The sequence below is a fragment of the Gilliamella sp. B2887 genome (assembly GCF_026537015.1).
Lineage (GTDB): Bacteria > Pseudomonadota > Gammaproteobacteria > Enterobacterales > Orbaceae > Gilliamella.
Map to the genome: position 1 here is coordinate 33,330 of NZ_JAFNMX010000001.1, position 17,897 is coordinate 51,226.

The following is a 17,897-nucleotide window of genomic DNA, read 5'->3' on the forward strand; positions in this document are numbered from 1 at the left end:
ATTACTTTCCCTCAATTATTCATTTGCAAACCAACAAATATTACGTGCAGCCATAATAAAATCGCCAGCTTGTTTGCTTGTTAAACCCTCAATATCGGCTAGATCGTCGGTACCTTGTTCAGCTAAATCTTCCAAAGTAGTTACGTCATGTTGTGCTAATTGATAGGCCAATTCTTGTGTCATACCCGCCAAATCTAATAAATCCTGAGCAGGTCTTTTATCACCACTAGTAGCTAATGCCATTGTGGTTAATGCATCCTTTGCTCGGCTTCTTAATGCTTCAACGAGTTCTTCATTGAGTTCTTCAATTTCAAGTAATTCATCAACTGGTACATAAGCAAGCTCTTCCAGTGAAGTAAAGCCTTCTTCAACTAACAGTTGTGCAAGATCTTCTTCAATATCTAAATGCTTCATGAAATTACTAATTGAAGCAAAAGATTCTGCATGATGTTTTTCTTGTAAATCTTCGGTACTCATAACATTTAATGTCCAACCCGTAAGTTGGGATGCTAAACGAATGTTTTGCCCATTTCGACCAATTGCCTGTGGCAACGTATCGGCATTCACGGCGACATCCATAGTATGCTTATCTTCATCAACAACGATTGACACCACATCTGCAGGCGCCATAGCGTTAATTACGTATTGTGCTGGATTATCATCCCACAAAACAATATCGATTCGCTCACCACCAAATTCATTTGATACCGCTTGAACTCGTGCACCACGCATACCGACACAAGCACCCACTGGATCAATACGACGGTCATTACTGCTCACTGCAATTTTTGCGCGCGATCCTGGATCACGAGCAACTCCTTTAATATCAATCATCTCTTCACCAATTTCTGGCACTTCGATACGGAATAATTCTTCCATCATCTCAGGGTTAGAGCGACTAATACAAAGTTGTGCTGGTTTATTATCTTGTTCAACGAGGTATAAAATACCACGAACACGGTCACCAATGCGAAAATTTTCACGTGGTAACATATCATGACGTAACATCATTGCATCAGCATTATTCCCTAAATCAAGAATAACACTATCACGGTTGGTTTTCTTAACAATACCGGTTACTATTTCACCAATGCGATTTCTAAACATGTCAATGACCATGGCTCGCTCAGCTTCACGTACTTTTTGTACGATAACTTGTTTAGCTGTTTGGGTAGTAATACGGTCAAATGCTACTGATTCGATCTGCTCTTGAACATAATCACCCAATTGTACTGATGGATCTTCGTATTGTGCTGCTTCTAATGTTATTTCTTTCGTTGGTTGAGTAACATCACTCACAACATGCCAACGACGAAATGTGTCATAATCACCTGTTTTATGGTCGATTTTTACAATAACGTCAATATCCACATTCTGTTTCTTTTTCGTGGCTGTTGCTAATGCTGTTTCTAACGCTTCAAAAATTTTGTCACGCGTTAGTGCTTTTTCATTTGATACTGCTTCAACAACAGCTAAAATTTCTTTATTCATCCTTTACACCCGTACTCTATTTAAGGTTAAAATTAGGTACTATGTTTGCTTTCTGTATATTAGTAAAAGCAAACACTTCATCATTATCTTCCACCGTTAATGTAATCATCTCATTATCAATGGATTTTATCCGACCTTTCCACTTGCGACGATTTGCAACAGGAATACGTAAACTAACAGTGACTTCTTCACCAATAAAACGTTGATAATGTTCAAGCGTAAACAGAGGTCTATCCATACCAGGAGATGAAACTTCAAGATTGTAGGCGTCTTTGATAGGGTCTTCAACATCAAGTACTGCGCTAATTTGTCGGCTTACATCAGCACAATCATCAACAGTTATACCGTTTTCACTATCTATATAAACTCGTAACACTGGGTAACGGCCACGAATGTATTCAACGCCAACTAACTCAAAGCCAAGTGCACTTACTGGTTCTTGAATGATATCAGTTAATTGCTGTTCTATATTAGCCAAACAAACCTCCACTGCAGAAAATAAAAAAGGGCATATAGCCCAACATTCTTTTTAAACTTACGCTTAAAATCACAACACGAAAAAAAACCTCGACATGCGAGGCTACATTTAAAAAACTCATTATAATGAAGCCACTTGAGTTGAACTTTCATGCAATAAAAGGGTTGATTGATTTATGGATGAAAATTTAAGTGGTTGCGGGGGCTGGATTTGAACCAACGACCTTCGGGTTATGAGCCCGACGAGCTACCAAGCTGCTCCACCCCGCGATAGATGACTGAGAATTATACTTCTTTTTGGATAAAATGCAACTTAAAATCACGCTAGTTTTATCAATTCTGCTTAAAGTTTATAAAAATAACCTACTACAACTTGGCTTATGCATTTAGATAAATTAAGCATAATTGGTTAACTCATATTGGTATAAAAAACCTATTTTAAAGTTTATTATACCAATGTGCGTTCATTAAATAATGATTACTTGATTGTCGCCTGTTTCATGATTTTAACAAAGTGAGCTAATTCGCTTAGCATTTTGTCTGTGTTATTCAGATTATGTTCAATAATTTTTACCGTAGCGGAACCAGCAATAGCCCCAGCAGCACCAGATTTAATGGCTTCACTCACTTGCAACGGTTCTGAGATACCAAATCCTTGAATCGCTGGCGGCGCGCCGTACTGAGTCAATTTTTGGATTAAATGCGTTAAAGGTTTATTGGCGCGATTTTCAATACCGGTTACACCAGCACGTGACACAAGATAGGTGTAACCTTTACCCAATTCAGCTATTTTTTTAATAACTTCGTCATCAGCATTTGGTGGGCAAATAAAGATTGGCGCAATCTTATATTTTTCTGCATGTTTGGTAAATTCTTGTGCATACTCAACCGGTAAATCAGCAATTAATACTGAATCTACGCCTGCTTTTGCACATTTCGCATAGAAGTTATCAATACCATTTTTAAAAACTAAATTAGCATAGATGAGTAAGCCAATAGGAATATCAGTATGATAGTTTCTAATTTGAGTTAATATTTCAAAACATTTTTCAACACTAATACCACCTTTAAAAGCGCGAATATTCGCATTTTGAATGGTTGGTCCATCGGCCATAGGGTCAGAAAACGGAATACCCAGCTCTAATGCATCCGCACCAGCATCAATTAAAGTTTGTATTATTTGTAAAGAGAGTTCTGGATTAGGATCCCCAACAGGAACAAAAGGAACAAATGCGCCCCGCTTTTCTTGATTTAATTTATCAAATAATTTTTGATAACGGTTCATTCAATTTCTCCTTTTGCTTTTAAAATATCATAAACAGTAAAGATATCTTTATCTCCGCGGCCCGATAGATTGACAATCAACAGCTGTTCTTTATTAGGATTTTCTTTGATCATCTTTAGTGCATAAGCTAAAGCATGCGATGATTCTAACGCAGGAATAATACCCTCATGACGCGACAACGCTTTAAAGGCATCTAACGCTTCATCATCGGTAATCGAAACATATTGCGCACGGCCGATACTATCTAAATAAGCATGTTGAGGTCCAACCGATGGAAAATCAAGGCCCGCTGATATCGAATACGACTCTTCAATTTGCCCTTCATCAGTTTGCATCATTGGCGATTTCATACCAAAGTAGATACCCAATTTACCATGTTTTAATGATGCACCATGTTCACCGCTTTCAATGCCGTGTCCACCCGGTTCAACACCAATTAAGCGTACTGATTTTTCTTCAATAAAATTCGCAAACATACCAATTGCATTAGATCCACCGCCAACACAAGCAATCACGGCATCAGGCAAACGTCCTTCTTTTTCTAATATTTGCTGTTTGGCTTCGCGGCTAATCATCTGCTGAAATTCACGTACAATAGTCGGGAAAGGATGCGGACCTGCTGCGGTACCTAGCATATAGTGAGCTTTTTCATAACTTCCTGACCAGTCACGCAACGCTTCGTTACAGGCATCTTTTAAAGTAGCTGAACCTGTTTCAACCGGAATCACAGTCGCCCCCATTAAACGCATTCTAAACACATTAGGCGCTTGCCGTTTAACATCTTTTGCGCCCATATAAATACGGCATTTTAAGCCAAGTAACGCACAGGCCAGTGCTGATGCAACGCCATGCTGCCCTGCACCGGTTTCGGCAATAATTTCGGTTTTGCCCATACGTTTGGCAAGTAACGCTTGCCCTAATACTTGATTGGTCTTGTGCGCACCGCCATGTACAAGATCTTCACGTTTTAAATAGAGTTTAGTTTTAGTGCCTGCTGTTAAGTTTTTACATAAAGTAAGCGCAGTTGGTCGACCGGCATAATTGACTAATAAATCATTAAACTCTTTTTGAAAACTTGGATCATGAATCGCTGATAAAAAAGCATCCTCAAGTTGCTCAAGCACAGGCATCAATATTTGAGGGACATACTGCCCACCAAACTCACCAAAATAAGGATTTAATTTTGACATAACTATTCCTTTTAACATTAATTAAATTTGTTCAAATACAGCTTGAATTTTGTGTTTATCTTTAATACCCGGCGAAATTTCGATACCAGAATTTAAATCCACCCCAATCACATTTGTAGCTAAAGCATTTTTTATATTTTGCGGATTAATGCCGCCGGCTAAAATCACATTAGTTAAATCTTGCCCTGCTAGTAGTGACCAATCAAAGCTTTTACCCGTTCCCCCGGCGCCATGATCAAATATATAACGACTGAATAACGGATTATTGTGTTCGGGGATGGTATTGCTGATACTTAATGCTTTCCAAATCTGACAATTTTTAGGTAATTTTTCACGTAATAATTGGATATATTGGTTATCTTCATCACCATGCAATTGAACAGCATAAAGTGAAAGTTGTTCAGCTATTTGACAAACTTGATCTATCGTTTCATTTTTAAACACACCTACCCAATTTAGCGGCGCAGCTGAAATGACTCTACGGGCATTTATTGGCGATAGATAACGAGGTGATTTTGGTGCAAATATTAATCCACCATATACCGCACCGGCTTGGTAAGCTGCTATCGCATCTTCAGCGCGAGTTAAACCACAAACTTTATTTTCACCCAGCATGACTTTACGAATCGCTAAGGTTAAATTAGGTTCTGACATCAGCGCGCTACCAATTAAAAAACCATTAGCAAACTGACTTAATTCTTTAACTTGATTATGTGTGTAAATCCCCGATTCGCTGATAATAATGCGATCATCAGGAATCGTTTTCGATAGATTTTTAACGCGATTTAAATCGACACTCAAATCACGCAAATTACGATTATTAATGCCTATCACTTTAGCACCAAGTGCAATTGCTCGTTCCACTTCGGCTTGCGTGCTTGCTTCGGTTAATATGCCCATATTGAGTTGATGAGCGATACGGCTTAAGTGACGATACTCATCGTCATTGACGACTGATAGCATTAATAAAATGGCATCGGCCTGATAATAACGCGCTAAGTAAATTTGATATTCATCAATAATAAAGTCTTTGCAAAGAACAGGCTGAGTTACCTCATTACGTACGATAGGCAAAAACTCAAAACGTCCTTGAAAGTATTTTTCGTCGGTCAACACCGAAATAGCCGAAGCATAATCTTTATACACTTTGGCAATAGTTGCAGGATCAAAATCATCCCGAATTAACCCTTTTGACGGTGAGGCTTTTTTACATTCTAAAATAAATGCTGTTTTAGTTTGATTTAATGATTGATAAAAATCACGATCACTAGGCTTCACATCCATTTTAAATGTTTCAAGCGGTTTTGATGCTTGCTGTGAGACTAACCAACTTTGTTTATCTTCGATGATTTTTTTCAATACGGTTGCCATTTCAACATTTTCCGTTAATGCTGCAATTGCCATATTTTTCTCCACTGTTATCTTGCCGCTAATTGCTGTAATAGTTGATAAGCTTTACCACTACGCATCATTTCAATCGCTTGTTTAGCATTTTGTTTTAAATCGGACTGACCAAACAAACTCATTAACATCGCAACGTTAGCGGCGATCGCTGCTTCATGAGCCGGTTTGCCATGTCCTTGTAAAATCGCAATTAACATATCACGATTCATCTCTGGCGTGCCACCTTCAATATCTTTTAATGTATATTGCTGTAAGCCGAAATCTTGCGGTGTTAATGTAAAGTAACGAATTTTGCCATTATGCACTTCAGCCACTTGCGTTTCACCATGAATCGCAACTTCATCCATTCCTGAACCATGTACCACATAGGCATGGGTATAACCTAACATAGTTAACGTTTCAGCAATCGGTTTGATTAAATCTGGGTGATATACCCCTAATAAAATTCGTTTAGGACGAGACGGATTAATGAGCGGCCCTAGTACATTAAAAATCGTTCGAGTCTTCAATTGCTGACGAACCGGCGCGGCATGACGAAAACCTGAATGATATTGCTGAGCAAATAAAAAACATACACCAAGCTCATCTAACGCCTTACGCGAATCTTCGGCCGGCATATTTAATTTAATGCCTAAAGCAGACAACACGTCTGATGAACCTGATTTACTCGACACCCCACGGTTACCATGTTTAGCCACCTTGTAACCTAACGCAGCAGCCACAAAGGCACTGGCGGTTGAAATATTAATACTGTTGGTACCATCACCACCTGTTCCGACAATGTCGGTAAACGCATAATCTGGAATAGCAAAACTATCGGCATTTTCAAGCAGTGCTTGCGCGGCTCCTGCGATTTCATCTGGCTTTTCACCGCGAACTTTCATACTAATTATTGCTGTTGCCAATACCGTCGGTTCGATTTTACCTTGAATAATTAAGTTGAACAGTATTTTACTTTCTTGTTGGCTTAATACCTGTCCTAAATATAACTTATTGAGAATAGGTTGAATATTATACTCTTGCTTATCAATAATGGCTTCTTGTTTTGGTTGCGCTGTTTGTTGTGATGGATTAAGCGCCCACTCAATGGTTTGCTCAAGCAGTTTTACGCCTTGAATAGTTAAAATTGATTCGGGATGAAACTGAAAACCACACACCCGATCCTCATCATTACGCACCGCCATCACAATATTGTTACACAAGGCATTAATGGTTAGGGTTTTAGGAATATTTTCGCCTTTTAATGAATGATACCGCGCGACCGGTAATGGATTAGGTAAGCCTTTAAACATGGCTTGTTCATCGTGTTCAATAAGTGAAGCTTTGCCATGTAAAATATCACCCGCTGGTACAATGCTTCCACCATAAGACTCAACAATCGCCTGATGACCAAGGCAGATACCTATAATCGGTAATTTCCCTTTTAGGCGTTTAAGTAATTCTGGCATACAACCTGCTTCACTTGGTGCGCCGGGTCCTGGCGATAACATCAAAATAGGATTTTGCATTTGTGAGAGTTTTTCAACTATCACATCAGCCGGGATCGTATTACGATAAATCGTCACATGATGTTGGCTATTACGTAGTTGATCGACGAGGTTATAAGTAAAAGAATCAATATTATCAATAAATAAAATATTAGCCATTAGAATATACCTTCTACATTATGTGCTGCCATAATTGCTCTAACCACAGCGCGCGCTTTATTACGTGATTCGTCGGATTCAAATTGTGGTTCAGAATCTAAAACCACGCCGCCACCAGCTTGAACAGTCGCTATGCCGTTTTCAACATAAGCACTACGAATCACAATACACGTATCAAGATCACCATTGGCAGTAAAATACCCTACTGCCCCACCATAGCTACCCCGTTTAACTTTTTCTGATTCGGCAATCAATTGCATTGCACGAATTTTGGGCGCACCGGTTAATGTCCCCATATTCATGGTCGCTTGATAAGCATGAAGTGCATCTAAATCTTCACGTAATTGACCAATGACTTTAGACACCAAATGCATCACAAACGAATAGCGATCAACTTTGAGTAAATCTTTAGTATATCGTGTACCTGGTTGACAAATACGTGCTAAATCATTACGAGCTAAATCCACTAACATTAAATGTTCTGCCAGTTCTTTCTTGTCGGTACGCATATCTAACTCTAAACGACTATCTAAATCATAATCAATGTCGCCATTAGCAGTTAAGCCTCGAGGACGCGTTCCGGCAATAGGGTAGATTTCGACTTGATTGGTGGCTTTACTATATTTAAGTGCGCTTTCTGGTGAAGCACCAAATAACACAAAATCCTTATCTTGCATATAAAACATATAAGGGCTTGGATTATTAGTTTTAAGAAGTTGATAGGCAGACAAAGGCTCAGGACAAGGCAGTGTAAAACGACGAGATGGCACTGCTTGAAATATTTCGCCTTGTTGAATCGCATCTTGCATCTTTTTAACTATGGTATTAAAGTCATCATCACTTTTATTACAATCAACCGTAATATTGGCAAGGGATTGAGTAGGAATTGGCTTTATCGGTTGGTTTAACAAAGTTTGCAGCTCATCAATACGTTTAGCTAAACGTTCCACTTCTTTTGGATCAGCCGTGAAAGCGGTCGCTTTTAATATTGAAACGTGATTTTGATGATTAATTTCTAATAACGTTTCGGCTAAATAAAAACAAAAATCTTGGCAGCGCATATCAGTAGGGAGTTTAGGTAAATTTTCAAAACCAGCCACCAAATCATAACTAAATAGCCCACCAACAAAAATCGCATCATGGCTTGCTTGTTTCGAATAATTCACAAGACTAAGTAGCGTTCTTAACGCATCAAAAACGGATAGCGATTTTAATCGAGAATCCTCATCTTGCATGGCATCAACTTGAGGAAACACTAATGTCAACTTTGACGTTTCAACTTCAACTTTCACAGTACTTGCTGAAAATGCATCGGCAAGTAAAGGTAACAACGTTTGCCCATTTGAAGTTAAAGCTTCAAATATCACCTGCTGATCGATTGCCGAAATGCGTAACGCACTATCCACAATCATCACACTTTTTATGCCTTGCTTGTTATCGATTTCGGCTGATTCAAGCAGCAATGTAGCTGGCCTGTCATGACATAATTGATAAAATACCTGAGTCGGATCTTGATAATAACCAATGGTTTTGGTTATCTGCGTTGATGTTGGCTTATTCATTGTTGACTCTCTATTTTTAAATTTTTATTTAAACTATGCATTTAATTATGAAAAACTAAAAACCCGCGCTAAGCGGGTTTTTCATACAAAGACAATGCTTTATCAAATCACCCACCCAAAGTGATACGCCACCAACCAAAATTAGCGAATTTGCAAGCAATCAAATAACAGTATTGTGATTTCATGATTATTATTAATGTAAAATGAATGTTGTACTATTAAACTAGTTCATTGATGCAATGTCAAGTGAATATTTTGTGTGCAGAAATAAAATTTACTTTAGTATATCAATAGCAAGTTTAACCAAAGGATGCTATTTGTTATAAAGCATCCTTTGTAAAAATTAGCGCAATGGCATTTCGGATTGAATCACTTTAACCAACTTAGATCTTGGTTTTGACGAAATACGAAAGTGGTTAGTAATCCATAATTTATGATGTGCTTCACATTGCGGACCTAAATAAATCTTCTCAATATAATCTTCCACCGTTTTGTAATTAATAAATAAACTGCTGGCTTGAACATAATCTGTCGGCGCTTGAATTTTTTCATCGGCAATATTTGTGATATAAATCATTCGACATTCATCTTCATCTTCAAATGCAGCATGTTTAATTAAGCACGAGATAGGCATGACAGCTAAAGTTATTAATTGATCGAGAATAGAAAGATTTTTTATCTTTTCGTTCGCCTTTAATTTTTTTATTTTTTGTTTTATTTGATTTAATATCTTTCTAATTGTTTTAATTTTATGCTCTTCATCTAATTGTTTTAGGTAGTCATTCCATTTTTTTTCAATCTTAGATGCAGAACTTTCTCGGTGCTCCAAATAAAAAGAAAATTTATTACGTTTGGCAAGACTAATATATTCATTATTTGGATCAAAATACAAACAACGGAACAAAGGTAGATCATGAAAGGAAGTTTGTGTTAACGGTTCGTTCTTCTCATTAGCATCAGTTTTATTATCAATAAAATCTTGTTTTGCCATTTTAACTGATGTGAATTTATTTAAATGATTAATACCATCAGGATTGATGCTTTGCCGAACATCGTCGCCAAAAAAATTTTGATTAAATACGACACTGACACTCGAGCCGACAATATTGTTTTCATTGCCATATAAACGAAATTGATTTAACGAATTATGATTAAATGAAAAACTGGCTAAAAAGCTTTTTATTTCACTATCCCTATCGGTTTTAATATCGAGCCAATTAGTCAGGATCTGATTTTCAGTGGGATCGTTCATAAAATCAACCACATTTAAACGAAAATCGCTATGCTCATTTTTTAAAAGATTAAATAACACGCCCGGTCTGGTATAATGTGCAACCTGCCGTTCATATTGTTTCTCTTCACTTTTTAAGTTTTCATTTAATCTAAATGTAACCAGTAACTGCTTCTGAATATTTTCTGCTAATTTTCTGATATCACAAATGTAGTGAGTAACGGATTGCTCGCGTTTATTGGCATCGGCAAATAGTGAAGACGCTTCATTATTATCAATGACTGATAACATGATTTGAGCAATAATATAATATACAAATAAATCATTGGAATAAGACACTTTTAGATAATATTCTTCTGCTTTTTTTAAACTCCCTTCTGTTTTTTTAAAATAGATATTATCCCCTAAATAAAGATTCGCTATATTGGAGAAAAAAGGATTAATGCTATCACAACATTGTAAGAAACACTGACTGGCTTTGTTATAAAGCTGTTTTTCAGTTTGATAGATAAGACCTAAATTACATTGTGCCCAAACATAAGCTTCGGCATTATCCTGCTTTTGCACCTGTAAATAATGGTATTCTGCCTGCTCGATATCCTGTTTTTCAAAGTAGTAAATACTTGCTAAATTACATTGTGCCTTAGCATAAGCTTCAACATTATCCTGCCTTTTCACCCGTAAATAATGGCGTTTTGCCTGCTCGAAATCCTGTTTTTCAAAGTGGTAAATACCCGCTAGATTAAATTGTGCCTTAGCATAAGCATCGGAATTATCCTGCCTTTTCACCCGTAAATAATGGCGTTCTGCCTGCTCGATATCCTGTTTTTCAACTTGGTAAATAAGTGCTAAATTCCATTGAGCATAAGCATAAGCATAAGCATCAGCATTATCCTGCCTTTTCACCTGTAAATAATGGTATTCTGCCTGCTCGATATCCTGTTTTTCAACTTGGTAAATAAGTGCTAAACAATATTGAGCCCTAGCAAAAGCATCGGTATTATCCTCCCTTTGTACCTGTAAATAATGGTGTTCTGCCTGCGCTATGTTATTTTCATCTTGATATATCAGGGCTAATTTGAACTGAGCTTCGGCATATAATTTCGAATTACCTAGCTTTTCAACCTTTAATAAATGTTTGATTGCGGCTTCACTATTTTTTTATCCAAAAAATAAATTTTGGCTAACTCAAATTGAGCCTCTGAATATGCTTGATCGCCATCGTTTTTGGTGATATTTTTCAAATCTGCAATTTTCTGCTCGATCGTTTGCTGTTTAATATTTTGTTCAACTGTTTGCTCTTCCATTATTATTCCTATTCTGTTTTTCTTGTCATATTTAATCGTAGTAAACAATTAAACGACAGCCAGTATGTGCTCGGCTGGAATGATTCTTGTTGGTTAATATTAGCGCGTCGTTTAAATTAATAGACACAGTTTAGCGTTAAGTTAAAAAATCACCAAAAATTTAATAAGAAATAGAGCAAAATTATGACTAAAAATAAATTAGCTTCATAAAATCAATAATAAATAACATAAAGATTATTTATTAATAACTGGTCAAAAAATCTCATAGCCATTAGAATGCTTATACCGTCGAAATTCATATTACTAAGAGAAATTAATCTATGCCTATATTTTATATTTTTATCGGTATCATCGTGTTACTCGCACTAATCACCGTTTTAAAATGCATTACCATTGTTCCGCAAGGTTATCAATACACCATTGAGCGTTTTGGTAAATACACCCACACACTTGAACCGGGATTGAATATCATTATTCCTTTTATGGATGGGATTGGTCGTAAAATTAATATGATGGAACAAGTGCTTGATATTCCATCACAAGAAGTTATATCAAAAGATAATGCCAACGTACAAATTGATGCCGTTTGCTTTATTCAAGTGCAAGACGCAGCTAGAGCCGCTTATCAAGTCAATCAACTTGAACGTGCTGTGATTAATTTAATGATGACCAATATTCGTACGGTACTCGGCAGCATGGAACTTGATGAAATGCTATCGCAACGTGATCACATCAACTCAAAATTACTTAGCATTGTTGATGATGCAACAAACCCTTGGGGCATTAAAATCACCCGTATTGAAATTCGAGATGTTCGCCCGCCGGCAGAACTTATTGCCGCGATGAATGCACAAATGAAAGCAGAACGTAATAAACGTGCGGAAATTCTGGAAGCTGAAGGTGTTCGTCAGGCAGCAATACTACGTTCAGAAGGTGAAAAACAGTCCGAAATATTAAAGGCCGAAGGTGAGCGACAAGCTGCATTTTTACAAGCCGAAGCCCGTGAACGTGCGGCCGAAGCCGAAGCAAAAGCCACACAAATGGTGTCTGATGCAATTGCAGCAGGTAATATTAATGCGGTTAATTACTTTGTTGCACAAAAATATACTGAAGCGCTACAACAAATCGGATCGGCAGATAACAGTAAAGTCATTATGATGCCTTTAGATGCATCAAGTTTAATGGGCAGTATTGGTGGCATTGCGGAGCTCATTAAAAACTCTAAATGATGTCACAAGGTAGTTTCCGAACTGGTTGTATATATTTTCCAAGGTACTTTAAAACAAGTTATTTTGGAATTAAATAAATACTTTTGCAATTTCAATTATGTAATTAGGTAAATTAAACGATGACTGATATTTTAACCGTTATTTATAATTCCCCTCATTGGGTATTTTTTATTTTAGGGGGAACATTATTAATTGCAGAATTGCTTGGTACTGGTGGCTACTCACTTTGGAGCGGCATCGCTGCAATTGTTGTTAGTCTTATTGCTTGGATTTTACCTCTGTCTTGGCCTGTTTTATGGATTTTATTTGCTATATTTACCTTGGTTTCAGCATATTTATGGTGGCTATGGCTTAAAAAGTCTGGGCAAAGCAAACCGAATAGCAACGAAATTAATCAGCCACAACAAGATTTAATTGGTATTAAAACCCTTGTTACCGACGCCATTATCAATGGCTCAGGCCGAGTCAAAATCAAAGACGGCACTTGGCCAGCACAATGTAATATTAATTTACCGGTTGGTCATGCTGTTGAAGTTATCGCGGTTAATGGTCTAGTTTTAACGGTACAACCAATAAAAAACTAGTCACATTTTGCTTTTTACCAGTAAAAAAACGCGCCTAAGGCGCGTTTTTTTAGATTGATAATAGTTGAAAAGCAATAATAACAAACTGTTGTTCGTTAGGGTAAATATCACTAATGACTTTTTTCAGTTCAGTTAGGCTCATATTTTCCTGCTTAGCCTGTTCTTCAGTCAATTGATTGAGTGTTACAGGCGTCACATTAGTAATTTTTATACTACAAAAATATGCATCCGTTTCAAAAACGCCCACTCGCAACGTATCACCCACCTTAAAATGTGATTCACTTTTATCACGAATAGTAATCGTTTTTAAACCTGCCAAAATATCCGATTTAAAACGTTGGTAAAACGTTATATCATTTTTCACAACGATCATCCTTTTTATTAAACGAGCGGTTAAGGTTTGATACCGATCACTTGCCAATTATGGTTAGATTCATCAGTAATTTTACCTTTTTTGACGTCTGTAATATATTTTATCGTCATATTACGGATAGTACCTTGTTCATCACCAAAAGCGGTTCGTGAGTCCCAAGTTGGTTCAACACGTCTTCCTTCTAATGGCCCACCTTTTTTGACTAACATCTCATAACGATAAGCGTTCATACCTAATTTTAGCTTCATATCCGCAGTGATAGCCTGACCATTAAGCAATGTTAAATTTTTAATTCGCTCACCAACCGGTTGAGTTAAATCAATAGTATATTTGACCCCACCAAACATATCGTAAGTCATATATTTTGACGCGCCACGAATAGGATCATATTGATAATTTTTATCGCCGGGTTGTACTTGAGCAAAATAAGCAGCAGACCATTCCATATAGTCTTTAAGGTCTTGACCGGTAACTTCGAATATACTGGTTTCACCAGCGGTATATTGATAGTTATTGGCGATATCTTTACGCGTGATTGGACCTTTATTCAGGATTGCTTTTTTATTATCAACCAACACAGATGTCACATCCGCACCGCTATAATATAATTGAACAGCGTTGAGTAAATGGGTTATCCCTGTTTCTTCGAGGTAAATCGCAGGAATACCATGAATCATTTGCTGGGGAACCAAATCACGATCGGTTTCACCAATAACCTGATTGGCTATTTCTCTTAATTGTTGATGATAAGGCGCATAGATTTTTTCAATTGCCGGATCGGCAGCATACGATTTAACTGGCTGTGTTTCGGCTTTTTTATTCACTAAAGAGGCTTTGTTCTTTTCAAGATCAAAGGTTAAATCAACCACCGAAACCACGGTACCATAACGATGCGGTTCAGTAATCAAAACATTATTGATCACTTTTTCACTTATATTTTGATGATTATGCCCAGCTATAATCACATCGATATCGGGCACTTGGTTAGCCACATCAGCAACGCCGGTTCCTGGTTTATTGTTTTCATTATCCACCCCCATATGGGTAACTAAAACAATAGCATCAACATGTTGTTGTTTTAACGTTTCAACTTGTTTTTGTATTTCTGGAATTGGCATAGTGAATTCCATTTGTTTTACATAACCTGTTTTATCTTCATATTCAGGTACAAATGGTGTCGTTGCCCCAATAAAACCAATTTTTACGCCATCTTTTTCAATAATGGATGTAGCGGGTAAATAGGCTTTACCTGAGTCTTTATAAAAGATGTTCGCTGCTAATGTTTTACCTTTAAATTCAGCAACGATTTTATCAACAACTGGCATGCCAAAATTAAATTCATGGTTACCTAATACCATAATGTCATATTTCATAGTATTAAGAGCCTCAATAGCTGGATGATTTTTCACATCGTGAAAACGTTCAATTTGGTTATCTTGAATGATATCACCCGCATCAACCAAAATAACATTGGCATGATTGCTACGATATTGATTCACAAAGGAAGAAATTTGAGCATAAGAGCCAGAAAAATCCGCCTTGTCGGTACCGTAATCCCAAGGTAACATGCGACCATGGACATCTGTTGTTGCGAGAATCGATACATTAATCTGTTTTGCCAATACGTGAAATGCACTGCTAAATATTAAAATGCTACACAATGAGAGTAGCTTTTTGTTAATGCGCATTTTTATCTCCTATCAATATTCTGCACATTTTAAATTTTAATAAATAAAGTAGAGTCAAGATATGATATTTTTCATATTTATAATTTTCATCCTCAACTCACAGTAACTTATTTAGTAAATAGGCGTCTATAGGTATTTGACTGTAATTGTGATAAAAAAAATGCCCATCAATCTTTATTGAAAGATGAGCATAAGATAGGCAATTTAAAACTTATTAATAATCTTAAGAAACCTAATTAATAAGGCATCCTATCAAATAATAATTAGTGTGACATAGAGGTTTTAACGCCACCTTTCGGAATTGGTACATAAGCGGTTTCTTTATCTGTTCTATGTTTGTTATTACGAACTTTAAGCACAGTTCTGATACCAAAGAAGATGATACTATAAACAACCAGCAAAAATAGTATACTTAAACCCGCATTAGTATAATTATTAATCACAATATGGTGCATATTATCAATTTGCTGAGAAGTTAGCGAGTTACCATCAGCAATGCGACGATTGTACTCGTTAGCTAAATAGAAGAATCCTTCCAATTGAGGATCATTACTAAACAGTTTTAATACTAATGCCCATGTAGTACAAATTAATAACCAAACGGCTGGAATGATTGTTACCCAGACGTATTGAGCTCGTTTCATCTTAATTAATACAACTGTCGCTAACACTAACGCTACAGCCGCCAACATTTGGTTAGAGATACCAAATAATGGCCATAAGCTCTTCACACCCCCTAATGGATCGACGACGCCTTGATAAAGCAAATACCCCCATAAACCAACACAACCAAGCGTACCAATAAAACCAGCAACGAGTGAATCGGTTTTCTTCAAGAAAGGCACATAATTACCTAATAAGTCTTGTAGCATAAAGCGACCTGACCGTGTACCTGCGTCCAATGCAGTTAAGATAAATAACGCTTCAAATAAGATCCCAAAATGGTACCAAAAGCCCATATTTGCACCAGGAAGAATTTGATGGAAAACATGCGCAATACCTACAGCTAAAGTAGGCGCCCCACCAGCACGATTTAAAACCGATGGCTCACCAATGTCTTTCGAAGTTTGCATGATTTGTTCAGGTGAAATGACAAATCCCCATGAACTAACCGTTGCAGCAGCATGAGTAGTGACATCTTTCAATTGAGCCATAATCATAGGCGCATCCTCTGTTCCGAGTTTATGCAAATCTGGCATGGTAATACCTAACGCAGATGGCGGGGTATTCATTGCAAAATAGAGACCCGGCTCAATAATGGACGCTGCCACTAAAGCCATCATTGCCACAAAAGATTCCATCAGCATTGCACCGTAACCAATAAAACGAGCATCGTTTTCATTAGCCAATAATTTTGGTGTAGTACCTGAGGAAATCAATGCATGGAAACCTGAAACAGCACCACAAGCAATCGTGATAAATAAGAATGGGAATAGCGAGCCTTTCCAGACAGGACCGGTACCATCGACATATTGGGTAACATCAGGCATTTTTAAATCAGGATTTAAAATAACAATACCTATTGCTAAACCCACAATTACGCCAATTTTTAAGAAAGTAGCTAAGTAATCGCGTGGTGCTAAAATCAACCAAACAGGTAACATGGCAGAAACAATTGCATACCCTACAAGAACATAAGTAATTGTGGTCGCCTTGAAAGTTAACGCTGGTCCCCAATAAGGGTCATGCGCAATAACCCCACCATACCATATTGATAAGATTAATAATATTATACCAATAATTGAAACTTCCAGTACTCGTCCCGGTCGTAGCAATCGCATGTAAATCCCCATAAATAAAGCAATTGGTACTGTTGAACAGACGGTAAATACGCCCCAAGGACTTTCAGCTAATGCTTTAACCACAATTAATGCTAATACTGCAAGTATAATTAGCATAATTAAAAAGCAACCAAATAAGGCGATAGTGCCAGGAAAAGCCCCCATTTCTTCTTTGATCATTTCACCTAATGATGAACCATTACGGCGTGAAGATAAAAATAGAACCATAAAGTCTTGCACAGCACCAGCAAAAACGACCCCAGCAAGTAGCCATAGTGTGCCCGGTAAATACCCTACTTGTGCAGCAAGAACTGGACCAACTAGAGGTCCTGCACCAGCAATGGCAGCAAAATGGTGACCAAACAAGACATATTTGTTAGTTGGCACATAATTTAAACCATCATTATTAATCATTGCAGGAGTTGCGCGGGTAGGATCTAATTGCATAACGTTTGATGCAATATACAAACTGTAATAACGATATGCGACAAGGTAAATTGATACTGATGCAGCAACAATCCATAGCGCACTAACATGTTCACCACGCCTTAAAGCAACCACAGCAAGGCAACATGCTCCAATAAGAGCTAAGATTAACCATGGAATGTGCTTAAAGACTTTATTATTCATGATCATTCTCTTCAAAAAT

The 17,897-nt window shown here is 37.2% G+C and carries 14 protein-coding genes and 1 tRNA gene; 2 read left to right on the forward strand and 13 right to left on the reverse strand.

Annotation, left to right across the window (positions count from 1 at the left end; all coding sequences use genetic code 11):
* Positions 1–15: 15 nt before the first annotated feature.
* The 10 genes from nusA to J3U13_RS00180 form a co-directional block, all read right to left on the reverse strand.
* On the reverse strand, positions 16–1,491 hold the full coding sequence (gene nusA / locus J3U13_RS00135) for a transcription termination factor NusA (protein WP_267339372.1): 1,476 nt from the start codon (positions 1,489–1,491) through the stop codon (positions 16–18).
* A 16-nt stretch (positions 1,492–1,507) separates the two neighbouring features.
* Complete coding sequence (gene rimP, locus J3U13_RS00140) at positions 1,508–1,969, reverse strand: ribosome maturation factor RimP (RefSeq protein ID WP_267339373.1); 462 nt, start codon at positions 1,967–1,969, stop codon at positions 1,508–1,510.
* Between the two features lie 192 nt (positions 1,970–2,161).
* Positions 2,162–2,238, reverse strand: a tRNA-Met gene (locus J3U13_RS00145).
* Positions 2,239–2,446: 208 nt separating this feature from the next.
* Positions 2,447–3,253, reverse strand: coding sequence for a tryptophan synthase subunit alpha (gene trpA / locus J3U13_RS00150; RefSeq protein WP_267339374.1), 807 nt, complete (start codon positions 3,251–3,253; stop codon positions 2,447–2,449).
* On the reverse strand, positions 3,250–4,443 hold the full coding sequence (gene trpB, locus J3U13_RS00155; RefSeq protein WP_065633364.1) for a tryptophan synthase subunit beta: 1,194 nt from the start codon (positions 4,441–4,443) through the stop codon (positions 3,250–3,252). The genes trpA and trpB overlap by 4 nt, the downstream gene beginning before the upstream one ends.
* Positions 4,444–4,464: 21 nt before the next feature.
* The gene (gene trpCF / locus J3U13_RS00160; RefSeq protein ID WP_324169954.1) at positions 4,465–5,847 is read right to left on the reverse strand and encodes a bifunctional indole-3-glycerol-phosphate synthase TrpC/phosphoribosylanthranilate isomerase TrpF; all 1,383 of its coding nucleotides are present in this window, start codon (positions 5,845–5,847) and stop codon (positions 4,465–4,467) included.
* Between the two features lie 14 nt (positions 5,848–5,861).
* Positions 5,862–7,493 (reverse strand): bifunctional anthranilate synthase glutamate amidotransferase component TrpG/anthranilate phosphoribosyltransferase TrpD, encoded by a 1,632-nt coding sequence (gene trpD, locus J3U13_RS00165; RefSeq protein WP_267339375.1) that lies wholly within the window; start codon positions 7,491–7,493, stop codon positions 5,862–5,864.
* A complete protein-coding gene (locus tag J3U13_RS00170; protein WP_267339376.1) occupies positions 7,493–9,055 on the reverse strand; it encodes an anthranilate synthase component 1 in 1,563 nt (520 codons plus the stop codon). The genes trpD and J3U13_RS00170 overlap by 1 nt, the downstream gene beginning before the upstream one ends.
* 343 nt (positions 9,056–9,398) lie before the next feature.
* Positions 9,399–11,192, reverse strand: a complete 1,794-nt coding sequence (locus J3U13_RS00175) for a tetratricopeptide repeat protein (protein ID WP_267339377.1) — start codon at positions 11,190–11,192, stop codon at positions 9,399–9,401.
* A gap of 221 nt (positions 11,193–11,413) precedes the next feature.
* Positions 11,414–11,593, reverse strand: a complete 180-nt coding sequence (locus J3U13_RS00180) for a hypothetical protein (RefSeq protein ID WP_267339378.1) — start codon at positions 11,591–11,593, stop codon at positions 11,414–11,416.
* Between the two features lie 320 nt (positions 11,594–11,913).
* Here J3U13_RS00180 and J3U13_RS00185 point away from each other — a divergent pair, with 320 nt between their 5' ends.
* Entirely contained in the window at positions 11,914–12,822 is a 909-nt protein-coding gene (locus tag J3U13_RS00185) for an SPFH domain-containing protein (protein WP_267333377.1), read from the forward strand.
* A gap of 119 nt (positions 12,823–12,941) precedes the next feature.
* The gene (locus tag J3U13_RS00190) at positions 12,942–13,406 is read left to right on the forward strand and encodes an NfeD family protein (RefSeq protein ID WP_267339379.1); all 465 of its coding nucleotides are present in this window, start codon (positions 12,942–12,944) and stop codon (positions 13,404–13,406) included.
* Between the two features lie 49 nt (positions 13,407–13,455).
* Here J3U13_RS00190 and yqfB read toward each other — a convergent pair whose 3' ends face one another.
* The 3 genes from yqfB to J3U13_RS00205 all read right to left on the reverse strand — a co-directional run bounded on the left by yqfB (position 13,456) and on the right by J3U13_RS00205 (position 17,878).
* Positions 13,456–13,770 (reverse strand): N(4)-acetylcytidine aminohydrolase, encoded by a 315-nt coding sequence (gene yqfB, locus J3U13_RS00195; protein WP_324101454.1) that lies wholly within the window; start codon positions 13,768–13,770, stop codon positions 13,456–13,458.
* A 29-nt stretch (positions 13,771–13,799) separates the two neighbouring features.
* The gene (locus tag J3U13_RS00200) at positions 13,800–15,467 is read right to left on the reverse strand and encodes a bifunctional metallophosphatase/5'-nucleotidase (RefSeq protein WP_267339380.1); all 1,668 of its coding nucleotides are present in this window, start codon (positions 15,465–15,467) and stop codon (positions 13,800–13,802) included.
* A gap of 263 nt (positions 15,468–15,730) precedes the next feature.
* Positions 15,731–17,878 carry a carbon starvation CstA family protein gene (locus tag J3U13_RS00205; protein ID WP_416380620.1) on the reverse strand — a complete coding sequence of 716 codons (2,148 nt, stop codon included), beginning with the start codon at positions 17,876–17,878 and terminating at the stop codon, positions 15,731–15,733.
* Between the last annotated feature and the right edge of the window lie 19 nt (positions 17,879–17,897).